12 protein-coding genes are annotated in these 12,952 nt (G+C 42.9%); all 12 read right to left on the reverse strand.

The features are described 5' to 3' along the window. Window positions 1–114: 114 nt before the first annotated feature. Window positions 115–1,521: an NADP-dependent phosphogluconate dehydrogenase gene (gene gndA, locus RY075_RS14945; protein WP_045896134.1), complete on the reverse strand. Its 1,407-nt coding sequence runs from the start codon at window positions 1,519–1,521 to the stop codon at window positions 115–117. Window positions 1,522–1,656: 135 nt separating this feature from the next. Beyond that, on the reverse strand, window positions 1,657–2,739 hold the full coding sequence (locus RY075_RS14950) for a DUF1972 domain-containing protein (RefSeq protein ID WP_338627811.1): 1,083 nt from the start codon (window positions 2,737–2,739) through the stop codon (window positions 1,657–1,659). A gap of 33 nt (window positions 2,740–2,772) precedes the next feature. Continuing rightward, window positions 2,773–3,591, reverse strand: coding sequence for a glycosyltransferase family A protein (locus tag RY075_RS14955; RefSeq protein WP_072050905.1), 819 nt, complete (start codon window positions 3,589–3,591; stop codon window positions 2,773–2,775). After that, a complete protein-coding gene (locus tag RY075_RS14960) occupies window positions 3,588–4,643 on the reverse strand; it encodes an EpsG family protein (RefSeq protein WP_338627812.1) in 1,056 nt (351 codons plus the stop codon). The genes RY075_RS14955 and RY075_RS14960 overlap by 4 nt, the downstream gene beginning before the upstream one ends. A gap of 28 nt (window positions 4,644–4,671) precedes the next feature. Beyond that, window positions 4,672–5,508, reverse strand: a complete 837-nt coding sequence (locus RY075_RS14965; protein ID WP_049126683.1) for a polysaccharide pyruvyl transferase family protein — start codon at window positions 5,506–5,508, stop codon at window positions 4,672–4,674. Then, window positions 5,501–6,628, reverse strand: a complete 1,128-nt coding sequence (locus tag RY075_RS14970; RefSeq protein WP_126297251.1) for a hypothetical protein — start codon at window positions 6,626–6,628, stop codon at window positions 5,501–5,503. The genes RY075_RS14965 and RY075_RS14970 overlap by 8 nt, the downstream gene beginning before the upstream one ends. A gap of 47 nt (window positions 6,629–6,675) precedes the next feature. Then, complete coding sequence (gene rfbC, locus RY075_RS14975) at window positions 6,676–7,212, reverse strand: dTDP-4-dehydrorhamnose 3,5-epimerase (RefSeq protein ID WP_155023460.1); 537 nt, start codon at window positions 7,210–7,212, stop codon at window positions 6,676–6,678. A gap of 3 nt (window positions 7,213–7,215) precedes the next feature. Then, on the reverse strand, window positions 7,216–8,094 hold the full coding sequence (gene rfbA, locus RY075_RS14980) for a glucose-1-phosphate thymidylyltransferase RfbA (protein ID WP_302378110.1): 879 nt from the start codon (window positions 8,092–8,094) through the stop codon (window positions 7,216–7,218). Between the two features lie 52 nt (window positions 8,095–8,146). Beyond that, entirely contained in the window at window positions 8,147–9,046 is a 900-nt protein-coding gene (gene rfbD, locus RY075_RS14985; RefSeq protein WP_045896141.1) for a dTDP-4-dehydrorhamnose reductase, read from the reverse strand. Next, entirely contained in the window at window positions 9,046–10,131 is a 1,086-nt protein-coding gene (rfbB, locus tag RY075_RS14990; protein WP_045896142.1) for a dTDP-glucose 4,6-dehydratase, read from the reverse strand. The genes rfbD and rfbB overlap by 1 nt, the downstream gene beginning before the upstream one ends. A gap of 358 nt (window positions 10,132–10,489) precedes the next feature. Continuing rightward, a complete protein-coding gene (gene galF, locus RY075_RS14995; RefSeq protein ID WP_017383282.1) occupies window positions 10,490–11,386 on the reverse strand; it encodes a GalU regulator GalF in 897 nt (298 codons plus the stop codon). Between the two features lie 174 nt (window positions 11,387–11,560). Further along, window positions 11,561–12,952 (reverse strand): colanic acid biosynthesis protein WcaM, encoded by a 1,392-nt coding sequence (gene wcaM / locus RY075_RS15000; protein ID WP_302378111.1) that lies wholly within the window; start codon window positions 12,950–12,952, stop codon window positions 11,561–11,563.

The following is a 12,952-nucleotide window of genomic DNA, read 5'->3' on the forward strand; positions in this document are numbered from 1 at the left end:
GGAGTAATCCCCGCGAGAGGACAAACATTCAGACAACTTCGAAACGAATCGTTATTTTTAGCATAAAAAAACCCGGAGAGGTCTCCGGGTTATATTCACAACGAATCAATCAACTCATTCCAGCCATTCGGTGTGGAACACGCCTTCTTTATCAGTACGCTTATAGGTATGCGCACCGAAGTAGTCACGCTGTGCCTGAATCAGGTTAGCTGGCAGAACGGCAGAACGATAGCTGTCGTAGTATGCCACCGCAGCGGAGAAGGTCGGAACCGGGATACCATTCTGCACCGCGTACGCAACCACATCACGCAGCGCCTGCTGATATTCGTCAGCAATCTGCTTGAAGTAAGGTGCCAGCAGAAGGTTTGCGATACCCGCATTTTCAGCATAGGCATCGGTGATTTTTTGCAGGAACTGAGCACGAATGATACAGCCGGCACGGAAGATCTTCGCAATCTCACCGTAGTTCAGATCCCAGTTGTTCTCGTCTGAAGCTGCACGCAGCTGAGAGAAGCCCTGCGCGTAAGAGACGATTTTACCCAGATACAGCGCGCGACGGACTTTCTCAACGAACTCCGCTTTATCACCAGCGGGTTTGGCCTGAGGACCAGACAACACCTTAGATGCCGCCACACGCTGCTCTTTCAGAGAAGAGATATAACGTGCAAATACAGACTCGGTGATCAGGGACAGTGGCTCACCCAGATCCAGAGAGCTCTGGCTGGTCCATTTCCCGGTGCCTTTGTTCGCGGCTTCATCCAGAATCACATCAACCAGGTATTTACCCTCTTCATCTTTCTTGGTGAAGATATCTTTGGTGATGTCGATCAGGTAGCTGTTCAGCTCGCCTTTGTTCCACTCGGTGAAGGTCTTTGCGAGCTCCTCGTTGGAGAGGTTCAGACCGCCCTTCAGCAGAGAGTAGGCTTCAGCAATCAGCTGCATATCACCATATTCAATGCCGTTGTGAACCATTTTCACGTAATGACCAGCGCCATCAGGACCGATATATGTCACGCATGGCTCGCCGTCTTCAGCAACGGCTGCGATTTTAGTCAGGATTGGCGCAACCAGTTCGTACGCTTCTTTCTGACCGCCAGGCATGATGGATGGACCTTTCAGAGCGCCTTCTTCACCGCCGGATACGCCAGTACCAATGAAGTTAAAGCCTTCAGCAGACAGTTCACGGTTACGACGAATGGTGTCCTGGAAGAAGGTGTTGCCGCCATCGATAATGATGTCGCCTTTATCAAGATACGGTTTAAGTGAATCGATAGCAGCGTCGGTTCCTGCGCCCGCTTTCACCATTAACAGGATACGACGAGGTGTTTCCAGAGACTCAACGAACTCTTTAACCGTATAGAAAGGAACCAGTTTTTTGCCTGAATTCTCAGCGATGACTTCTTCGGTCTTATCACGGGAGCGGTTGAAAACGGAGACGGTATAACCACGGCTTTCGATGTTGAGCGCCAGGTTGCGCCCCATCACTGCCATACCGACAACGCCGATCTGTTGCTTGGACATTACATACTCCTGTCAGGTGTGGTCGCCACGCAAAAGACGTGGCTTGAATGTATCAATTATGTTAACTCAAATTAGCCGCAACTGTGTAGTAAAGTTGTGCCTTAAAGGCTTTTCCGCACTGACATTTTTCATGTATCAGTACAGATCTTCATATTGTTTAGTAACATTAATCCAAGTATATCGTTGGTCCGCAATATGCTGTAATTTATTTGCGCAAATCTCATCTTCAGCTGTGTGGAGCACCTGTGATCGTTGTTCCAACAAGTTAACTAGTTCTTTAGAATTTTTAAAGTAAAAGGCTGAATTCTCAGTGGAATACCTATTGAAATCACAATCAAACGCAAAAATAGCCGTATTGAAATGCATTGCTTCTACTAATGAAGGATTTGTTCCCCCAGCAGAATGACCATGAATGTATCCTCGACACTTACTTCTGTACTCAAAGAGAATGTTGATGTCATATATCGGATCCAGCAATTCAATATTTTTGAAAGGACTATATCGATTTCTTAGTTCACGCCCATACGCGCTTGAATTCCAGTTACCTACCATTTTAAAGCAGCTATTTGTCTGGCTGAATGCTTCAAGGATCATTTCAATATTATTTTCTGGCTCTATGCGACAAACTGTAAAGTAATAATTATCCTTATCTTGAGCCACTACTTTATTCCCGATAGCATGATCGCCACCATAAGCTATCACACTACTTTTAACTCCATATTCTTTTAACACATAGTTTGATATCGCTTCGTTATCTGCAATTATAGTATCAGAATAATGAACCGCAATTTTTTCCGAATATTTCAAGAACCATTTTGCAAATTTCCCCCATTTATCACGTCGCCATTCAAGCCCATCAATATTTGTAATAATCTTAGCTGAAGAAAAGAATTTAAAAAGAGGCAAAAAAATACAACCTGAAACACCTAGCACGAGAACAACATCAGGCTTACAGAACATGGATCTCATCAGTGAGAATATATCATAAGGGATACTCGAACTGCCGTTAGCCTTCAATGGTACATATTTAAGTTGAGCGTCTTTATAATTTTTACTTTTTGACTTATAAGACTTTCCAGAGCAATAAATCGTATAATTAATTTTTTCACTTTGATGATCAACAAGATTTTGAACAAGTGACTCAAAACCACCATAACAAGCCGGCACCCCCACAATCCCAATGATATCGATATTTTTTTTTGCATTCTCATTACGCATATAAAACCTAAATCCTTAGCAAGGATATGCATTTCAATTTGATTTGATAAAGTCTTTGAAATTATATCTTTTTCGTATTAAATCAGATAATACACGAGCACTGACAAAAATTAAAGAAAGGGCATACTGGAAAATATGTGATACGTTGTTTTTCCGAAGTAGATTTTCCTTACCTTTAATTTCACCTTTACGCATTTTAATTAAATTACCAGACACCCCGCCAGTAGTACCAATTGCTCGTGGTACCGTAGTATGCACGCTATCACAATACTTAACCCTAGTTGTGGATTCTACATATGATAAAAGAAATGCATAATCTTCCGAATATCTTAATGTTGGATTAAAAAGGCATTTTTTAACTCTAATCACCACACTAGGCGTTACACATGGATTAAGGAGACATATAAACCAGCGAAAATGGAGTAATTTACCAAAAGTTTTAAACCATAAATTTGAGATTTTATTGTACTTTTCGCAACCATCAACGGCATGATATAAAAGATCAATGTCTTGATTCGCTAAAATTTGTAAAAGCCAGTCAATCTTATCAGGGCTAAAATAATCATCTGAGTCGAGGAACGCAACAAACTCAAATGAAGCACGCCTAATCCCTACATTTCTGGAGACCTGTGGCCCTTTATTTGTGCTATTTTTAAAAATACGAATTGGAATATTATTTTTATTATAACGCTGTAACACCGAATAAATATCAAAATCTGAGCAATCATCTACAACTATAATCTCCACCTTTTCTTTTTGACAAGAATCAATTGAATCTACAGCTCTAAGTAAAGTATCAATTCTATTATAAGATGGAATTACAACAGAGATACCAAATTCTCTTGTTTTCATATTATACTCACAAAAGGTATTGCACGCATATGAGCCGAACCACATAACCACAAAATGGTAATAAAGATGTTACCACATGTCACATATGAAAGAAATTTGTACGATTGTTGACTATACCGTTTAACGCTAATATACGTCATTAATAAAAATAAAGGATATACTCCGTAAACCACTCTAAAGCCTAAATATGGCACGATTGAAACTATTGAGCATATAGCAACTATGTTAATAATAACATTTAATGTAAGGACATCTTTTACTAAGAACTTTCTTGCAAAGGACAAATAAACAAAAAAAGTTAGCATTAAATTTATTAGACTAATTAACCTTACGATAAAATCATCACTGGCATATGGCATATATTTATAAATTGAAGCTTTGAAACTTAATACACCTGGCACAAAATCTAGATATGCCGTTCCAAATAATAAGAATATACCCATTACCATTGATGGAACGATTAACTTATAATTTAACCTTGATATTATAAATATAACAATAATTAGTGCAGATGCCTGATGAAAAAGTAGAGATAGTGCAGCCAGGACTCCAAAAGAAACATAGCGTCGTTTGAAATAAAATGAAAAAGATAAAAAAAGTATTGCAATTGAAAACCCTTGCCTCATGGCATTTGTTAATAATTCAATACCAATAAATGAAGAGAAGAGCGTTATTATTATCAGTTTATCAAGCTTAAATACCAGCGTTGTAATGAAAATAATGCTAATAACAAAATACGGCCATAGCCAAATTATCCAATTCACTTCACATCTTTCGGCCATTAAAAAATTCAAAAGGTTAAAGATTATTTTATAGGTATAGTCTAAGCCAGTGTAAGATTCTGGATTTAAACAATAGTCCGTAAATTCATTTAGATAGTTCTTGGTATCAGCACCAAAATATTCATTTTTGAATAAAAATAGCACCAGAAGTGTAAGAAATACAAAAAATGATAAAAATCTATTTAAAACCTGAGAATTTACTTTATTACCTTCAAGATATAACGAAAGGTATTGTAGCAAAAGTAATATTGCGAGTAGTGCTATTAGCATTTAAAAACTCATCTAAGAAGTAGAACAGTTATCGATATTCAGTAGGAAACGCCTTAAGCAAATCTTCTTTACTACGAGTAAATTGGTTACAACGACACTTTGCTAATAAATCTTCAAGCGAATAATTGCCAGCTCCGCTAACGATACATACCTTCGGCGCATTGTTATCAGTGGTACTATAGTAATCACAGAATTTATATTCACCTCCAAGAACTTTGTCACTAAAAGCAACCCAAAGATTAGGTATGCCATAAGTATCTGCGGCTATCAACCCATGTAGTGAGGAGGAAATAATGAATTCGCACTCATTCATTTTATCAATAAATGGTTCAATATCATTCTGAATATCAACCAAAACACAACCGTTTTTGAGTAATGACTGTACCGCAGGCAATTCTTTATCTTTGTAATGTGGAATTACTCCCACTTTGTATTTTTTGGTAATGTGTTTCGCATCATAGAACAGAGGAAGCAACACAGCAGGATCCCCCAGCACATCTGGGCAATTGATACCAAATTCATTCCTCAGACGATTACGAGTTAAAACACCACGTACAGATCTAATATCTAAATCTTTGGTTTTTAACGGGGCATCCTTGGATATAAAACCACTTCCCCATATTATACTTTTTGACGATGCACTGGACAAAACACTACCGATCGCAAGTATATGAGGTGATTGTTTGAAATTATTTTTTACTACAGTTTTCTTCGTTATTTTCTCAATCAAATATTTGTTAAGCTGATCACCCCAATTATTATGTCGAGTGTAATAATTAACAGGCACTTTATCTTTTCCAATTGCTAACAATCGATCTTTGAACTCAGTCGACAGAGCAAAAAATGCCTCAGTATACTTACCCATGTTGTTTTTCCTTTTTAGAAACGATGATCAATGAGAAAACAAATATTAGGAAATTGGCGAGTGCTATCGACTCTACAATGTATTGGAAATCACTATTGTTTTTATTTAACAAAAGATAAGCAAATGATATAAACAGAGACACTAAGTACAATATTAATATCAGTGTGAGATTATATCTTAACTTCATTATTAAAATAGGCATCCGTGAAAACAAATAAAATAATTGTCCCATAGCAAGATAAAAGGCATATTCAAAAACATCAATGTGAATATAAATGGTTATAGAAAGAAAATAGAGTATTAAGTAATTGACAATGATCAAACCTATAGCAACAAATATAAAATGAAAATATTTTTTCCAGATAAATATTTTCTCATCATTGTTGATATTACTTTTGAGAAATATTGAATCGTACAATGTTATCAACATTGTTACAATGCCGAATACATTTTGAGTAATTCTTAACTTTACTAATTCATTTGCTGGAATTTCATTTTTGAAAAGGATAAAAAAGCCTTGGTTAGTGACCCAATAAATGATCGTGATTATTGAGAATACCCCTCCCAGCTTCAAAGAATCCTGAATTATATGCTTGAAAGGATCATTACACACAGCATGGGCTTTGCTTTTTTGTTTGCTTTTGAAGAAAAACGGAACCACTATTAAAAAAGGGAGAAATTTTGCTAGGCAATAGAAATAAACATAGCTAGTAGAATCGAAAGTGATTATTTTAAACCATGCCAAAAGCATCATTACTGTAAATATCGTGGCTGTTGAGATCATTGCGCAACCAGATATCAATGACTTATCAGTATAATAGCAATAACGTTTAAAAAATTCAGAGACAATACCTATAACAAAAAGTGACAGTATCAGAGGTGACTTGAACCAAACAACAATAATAGCAGCAGTAATAACCACAAAGAATAAAAACAACTTTAACCAATAACTATGAGTTTGGTTTTTATATCTTAGCAATAGATACTGTGTTGTAAAACAAGAACAAAATAATACACATACTAAGGCAATAGACTGAGCGACAACAACCTTTGCCATCTCTGTCCCACTAAGTAAATTTCCGCCAATTGCGATAAAAAGAAATATAAGACCAGAGTCCATAATCTGGTCCACAGTAAAAATGAGGCTTTGTGCTTTTTTATTGTATGTCATAGATCGATAAAATTCGACTGATTAGCATCTTTTACTGATAAGCTAGGTTTTTCACTTAAAGGCCAATTAATACCAATCGTTGTATCATCCCATTTTATACCACGATCACTATCCGGATGATAATAGTTGGTTGTTTTATATACGAATTCCGCAGTGTCACTTATCACGTAGAAACCATGAGCGAACCCTTCAGGGATCCATAATTGTCTTTTATTTTCAGCAGAAAGATAAAACCCTACCCAGCTCCCATAAGTAGGTGAAGATTTTCGAATATCAACCGCTACATCAAATACTTCCCCAGCGACACAACGCACCAATTTACCCTGTGCGTACGGTTCCAGTTGATAATGCAGACCACGCAAAACGCCTTTACAAGATTTAGAATGATTATCCTGCACAAACTCAACTTTTCGACCTACCGCCTCTTCAAATACTTTTTGGCTGAAACTTTCAAAGAAAAATCCACGATCGTCACCAAATACTTTTGGTTCAAAAATCAGCACATCAGGGATATCAGTTTTAATTACGTTCATGTCTTAATAACCTTTAATCATCTTCAACAGGTATTGGCCATAGGCATTTTTTTTCAATGGCTCAGCCAGTTTCTTCACCTGCTCTGCATCAATAAACCCTTTTCGATACGCGATCTCTTCCGGGCAGGACACTTTCAATCCCTGACGCTCTTCAATTGTCGCGATAAAGTTGCTCGCCTCGATCAGGCTCTGGTGGGTTCCTGTATCCAGCCACGCATAGCCGCGCCCCATCATTGCAACAGATAGACGACCCTGCTCCAGATAAATACGGTTGATGTCAGTAATTTCCAGCTCACCGCGCGCAGAAGGCTTCAGGTTCTTTGCCATTTCCACTACATCGTTATCGTAGAAATAGAGTCCCGTAACGGCATAGTTGCTCTTCGGCTCCAGCGGTTTCTCTTCCAGGCTGATTGCCGTGCCATCTTTATCGAACTCCACCACGCCATAACGCTCAGGGTCATTGACGTGATAGGCAAATACCGTTGCACCGTCACCTTTACCAATTGCAGCTTCCAGCTGTTTCGGCAAGTCATGACCATAGAAAATATTATCGCCCAGCACCAGCGCACAACTATCGTCACCAATAAACTCTTCGCCAATGATAAAGGCCTGTGCCAGTCCGTCCGGGCTTGGCTGGACTTTATATTGAAGGTTTAACCCCCACTGGCTGCCGTTACCGAGCAACTGCTCAAAGCGCGGAGTATCCTGCGGCGTACTGATGATCAGAATATCTTTAATCCCTGCCAGCATCAGCGTAGACAACGGGTAGTAAATCATGGGTTTGTCGTAAATTGGCAGTAGTTGCTTGCTAACCGCCATGGTCACTGGGTAGAGACGAGTGCCGGATCCGCCGGCAAGGATAATACCTTTTCGTGTAGCCATTATAATTTCTCTATAAACACGAAATGCCCGTAAACGGGCATTTTTTTAATGATTAAATGGATTGCGCCGTGAAAAGCTCAGCCAGCATACGCTTCACACCAACATGCCATGCTGGTAATACCAGGTTGAAGTTCTGCTGGAACTTCATGGTATTTAAGCGTGAGTTATGCGGGCGACGCGCAGGCGTTGGATATGCCGTGGTTGGTACAGCATTCAGCTTTTCAATCGCCAACTCAACGCCTGCCTTTTGGGCTTCCTCAAACACCAGCGCCGCATAGTCGTACCAGGTTGTCGTCTCAGAAGCGACCAGATGATAAAGCCCGGCAACTTCTGGTTTCACCATCGCGATACGAATGGCGTGGGCGGTACAGTCGGCTAACAGCTCAGCGCCTGTTGGGGCACCCACCTGATCGTTAATGACGGAAAGTTCTTTGCGTTCTTTCGCCAGACGTAGCATGGTCTTAGCAAAATTGTTGCCTTTACCTGCATATACCCAGCTTGTACGGAAAATCAGATGATTAGGGCAATTATCCTGCAATGCTTTTTCGCCATCCAGCTTCGTCTGACCATAAACATTCAGCGGTGCCGTCGCATCCGTTTCACTCCAGGGGGTTTCGCCATCACCGGGGAAGACGTAATCCGTGGAGTAGTGAACAACCCAGGCGCCGATTTTTGCAGCTTCTTTCGCGATAGCCTCAACGCTTGTCGCATTCAGTAACTGCGCAAACTCAGGTTCCGACTCTGCTTTATCCACTGCGGTGTGTGCGGCTGCATTGACGATCACGTCAGGTTTAATATTACGAACCGTCTCAGCAATCCCTTCCGGGTTGCTGAAATCACCGCAGTAATCTTTAGAATGCACATCAAGCGCAATCAGATTGCCAAGTGGAGCCAGCGCGCGCTGAAGCTCCCAGCCCACTTGCCCTGTTTTGCCGAACAGAAGAATATTCATTATTGACGTTCCCCGTAGTTCTGTTCGATCCAGGTTTTATAAGCACCGCTTTTTACGTTATTAACCCACTCCTGGTTGCTCAGATACCATTCCACGGTCTTACGAATTCCGCTTTCGAACGTCTCTTCAGGCTTCCAGCCCAGTTCCACCCCAATTTTATGCGCATCAATCGCATAGCGGCGGTCATGTCCTGGGCGATCGGCAACATACGTAATTTGGTCGCGGTACGAGCCTTCTTTCGGGACGATCTCATCCAGCAGATCGCAAATAGTGTGCACAACGTCCAGGTTTTGCTTTTCGTTATGACCACCGATGTTGTAAGTCTCACCCGGTTTGCCCTGAGTCACAACGGTGTAAAGCGCACGCGCATGATCTTCTACATAAAGCCAGTCACGGATCTGGTCGCCTTTGCCGTAAATCGGCAACGCTTTACCGTCAAGGGCGTTCAAGATCACAAGTGGGATCAGCTTCTCAGGGAAATGATACGGTCCGTAGTTATTCGAACAGTTAGTCACGATGGTCGGGAAGCCGTAAGTGCGCAGCCAGGCACGAACAAGATGGTCGCTGGATGCTTTGGAGGCAGAGTACGGGCTGCTTGGCGCGTAGGCTGTGGTTTCAGTGAAAAGCGGCAGGTCTGCGGATGCCGGATGTTCATCCGGGTGCGGCAGATCCCCGTACACTTCATCGGTGGAGATATGATGGAAGCGAAACGCTTTTTTCGCTGCGTCATCGAGGGTTGACCAGTAAGCACGTGCAGCTTCCAGAAGCACATACGTCCCAACAATGTTGGTTTCAATGAATGCCGCCGGGCCAGTAATGGAACGGTCAACGTGGCTTTCGGCCGCCAGATGCATTACCGCATCCGGTTTATGTTCAGCAAAAATACGATCCATAGCCGCTTTATCACAAATATCTGCATGCTCAAAAACATAACGTTCACTGGCGCTGACATCGTTAAGGGACTCGAGGTTGCCGGCATACGTCAGTTTATCCACATTGACGACTTCGTCATGGGTATTAGTAATAATATGTCGTACAACCGCTGAGCCGATAAAGCCGGCTCCACCCGTCACAAGAATTTTCACGTTATCTATTCCGTTTTGTAGATATATCGAGATATTGGCGTTCTAAACCCTGGTATTAATTTAGGATTAGAAATTTTGCACGCTACCGCCCCTAGCTTGACAGCTACCAGTGCACTGAGCGAGTGTTGAATATAAGATTGGCTGTCTGATTTCAGACAAAAACTGGCGTTAATTGTCGTCTTAAATGGTCTCGGAAACAAGCACAAATCGTTACAAATCAGCCCAGATTTGAAGCAGGTAACTCTCTGTTATCATGGGAATTAATAATAAAAAGCGGCAGTCATCATTTTTGTTATGTAACAACATAACTAAAATGATGACTGCCGCGCATGAAGACTTTAAGGCTGCGGAAGAAGTATCAGTCGTTAGCCAGCAACTTCTCAATCCGGCTTCTGAACTTCGCCCCTTCCTTCAGGTTACGCAGGCCATAGTTCACAAACGCCTGCATATACCCCATTTTCTTACCGCAGTCATAGCTATCGCCGGTCATCAGCATGGCATCAACGGACTGCTTCTTCGCCAGCTCAGCAATCGCATCGGTCAGCTGGATACGATCCCAGGCACCCGGCTCGGTTTTTTCCAGCTCAGCCCAGATATCCGCATTCAGCACATAACGGCCGACTGCCATCAGGTCGGAGTCCAGGGTCTGCGGCTGATCGGGTTTTTCGATAAACTCAACGATCCGGCTCACCTGCCCTTCTGTCTCCAGAGGCTCTTTAGTCTGAATAACAGAATACTCGGAGAGATCGCCCTTCATACGTTTCGCCAGCACCTGGCTGCGGCCCGTCTCGTTGAAGCGAGCGACCATTGCCGCCAGGTTATAACGCAGCGGATCGGCGGAAGCGGTATCAATAATGATGTCCGGCAGAACCACGATGAACGGGTTATCACCCACTACCGGACGCGCGCAGAGGATTGAGTGGCCCAGACCCAGCGGCTGCGCCTGACGCACGTTCATGATGGTCACGCCAGGAGGACAGATAGACTGAACTTCTGCCAGAAGCTGACGCTTAACGCGCTGCTCAAGCAGAGCCTCGAGTTCATAAGAGGTGTCGAAGTGGTTCTCAACGGCATTCTTCGAAGAGTGCGTCACCAGAACGATTTCTTTGATCCCCGCAGCAACAATCTCGTCGACGATGTACTGAATCATCGGCTTGTCAACGATCGGCAGCATCTCTTTAGGAATGGCCTTTGTGGCGGGCAACATGTGCATGCCCAGACCCGCTACCGGTATGACTGCTTTCAAATTAATCATTATTTCTTCCACCTTAAAATGGTTGACGAATTATAGCTTTTAAACCTGTTTTCGCCAGCATGTTTTGCCGTAAATATGAAGTAATCCTAGGTCACCCCACCACAAATTACAGTAGTTGTAATCTGAATAGATCGCGATTCTGTTCCAGGAATAGTCGCAAAATAGTCTGTGCGATTACCTGTGCGGCAGCGCAAAATTCAACCGTTCCGTATTCACCACGTGTTGATCGACCCGATCAATATCTACCGAACTCTGCCCCTTTTCATTAACCGCTTTTATGTTCGCAAGCGACAACAGCGTCTCGTTTTTGGCCATAAACTTCCCGCGCACGTCTTTGCGCAAGTCGAAGTTCATCTTAAGCGCAGGCCCCGTTGCTGACTCCTGCATCACCTTGATATTGCGCAAGAAAAGGTGCTGTGGCTTGTTGTGCAGCTCAAGCGTTGCTCGCTGCATGTTGACGTTGGTGATGGCAACAAACGACGTGGCATTGCCGGAGGAAATCTGTATCCCGCGCAGCTTATAGGCAAGCTGTCGGTTATCCAGGCGAATATCGTTAAGTTTGAAGTTTTGCGGTATCGACAGATAATCGCCCTTGATCACGCCATAGCCAATTAGCATTCCGGCGCTGTTCACCATATCGATATTATCGATAACGAAATTATCACAGCCATAAATAGCTACCGTTGCGTTATCAATTCCGGCCTTTTTACTGAAGTCGGGAGTAATATTGCTGGCCTTGATATTACGGATCACAAAGTGTTTACCGTTTTCAACATGCACCAGCTGCCGACAGTTGCTGCCGGTGATATTCGCCACCACGAAGTTTTTAACGGTCTGCTGTTCCGGATAGTCATTGTCGTACGTGCTGCCAGCCAGCCCAATGCCTATGCCCCAGTTGATCTTGCCGTTTGTGCAGTTGATGTTATCGATCACGTGGTCAGAGATCAGGATGTTACGGTCGTTAATCGCCACGTTCCACTCAATCGCGTCACCCTGCAAATGGCTGAATTTGCTGTTGGTAATGCGCGCACCATCCACCTGATTATGGAAACCCTGGCGCAGAATGGCGTAGTTGGCCTGACTCACGGCAATGCGATCGATAAGCAGGTTACGCATCACTCTCGGCTTTTTACCGCCAATGTAGATCTGGGTGACGGGGCCGAAGCCGCTCATCGCCAGCCCTTTAATAACACAGTCGGAGCCACGCACGTCCAGCGTAATGTTATGCGTGCGCCCCTCTCCTTCCCCAATGACCTTACAGCCTTCCTGGAGCACGAACCGCCCGCGCCCGTTGCCCTTCAGCGCGCCGCGGATCAGCAGGGTTTTGCCATCAGGAATGAAAATGCCGGTATTGATGTTTTCACAGGTTAACCCGGCGGGAACAACAACGGTTTCGCCCTCGGTAAATGCCTGCTTAAAGGCGGCGATCCAGTCGTTATTGTTGTAGCGATCGACAGAAACCGTCTTCCCGGTCGCCGCCCGCGCAGCGCGGGGCGACAGCAGCGGCATGGCAGCCAGGACGGATAAAGAAGAGACAAATCGGCGTCGGGTAATCTTTTTCAGCAT

The sequence above is a fragment of the Enterobacter sp. JJBC genome (assembly GCF_036936505.1).
GTDB classification, from domain to species: Bacteria; Pseudomonadota; Gammaproteobacteria; order Enterobacterales; family Enterobacteriaceae; genus Enterobacter; species Enterobacter hormaechei_C.

Coding starts and splice junctions, on each gene's coding strand:
- gndA (WP_045896134.1), bottom strand. CDS start 1,521: ATGTCCAAGCAACAGATCGGCGTTGTCGGTATGGCAGTGATGGGGCGC.
- RY075_RS14950 (WP_338627811.1), bottom strand. CDS start 2,739: ATGCGTAATGAGAATGCAAAAAAAAATATCGATATCATTGGGATTGTG.
- RY075_RS14955 (WP_072050905.1), bottom strand. CDS start 3,591: ATGAAAACAAGAGAATTTGGTATCTCTGTTGTAATTCCATCTTATAAT.
- RY075_RS14960 (WP_338627812.1), bottom strand. CDS start 4,643: ATGCTAATAGCACTACTCGCAATATTACTTTTGCTACAATACCTTTCG.
- RY075_RS14965 (WP_049126683.1), bottom strand. CDS start 5,508: ATGGGTAAGTATACTGAGGCATTTTTTGCTCTGTCGACTGAGTTCAAA.
- RY075_RS14970 (WP_126297251.1), bottom strand. CDS start 6,628: ATGGACTCTGGTCTTATATTTCTTTTTATCGCAATTGGCGGAAATTTA.
- rfbC (WP_155023460.1), bottom strand. CDS start 7,212: ATGAACGTAATTAAAACTGATATCCCTGATGTGCTGATTTTTGAACCA.
- rfbA (WP_302378110.1), bottom strand. CDS start 8,094: ATGGCTACACGAAAAGGTATTATCCTTGCCGGCGGATCCGGCACTCGT.
- rfbD (WP_045896141.1), bottom strand. CDS start 9,046: ATGAATATTCTTCTGTTCGGCAAAACAGGGCAAGTGGGCTGGGAGCTT.
- galF (WP_017383282.1), bottom strand. CDS start 11,386: ATGATTAATTTGAAAGCAGTCATACCGGTAGCGGGTCTGGGCATGCAC.
- wcaM (WP_302378111.1), bottom strand. CDS start 12,952: ATGCTGAAAAAGATTACCCGACGCCGATTTGTCTCTTCTTTATCCGTC.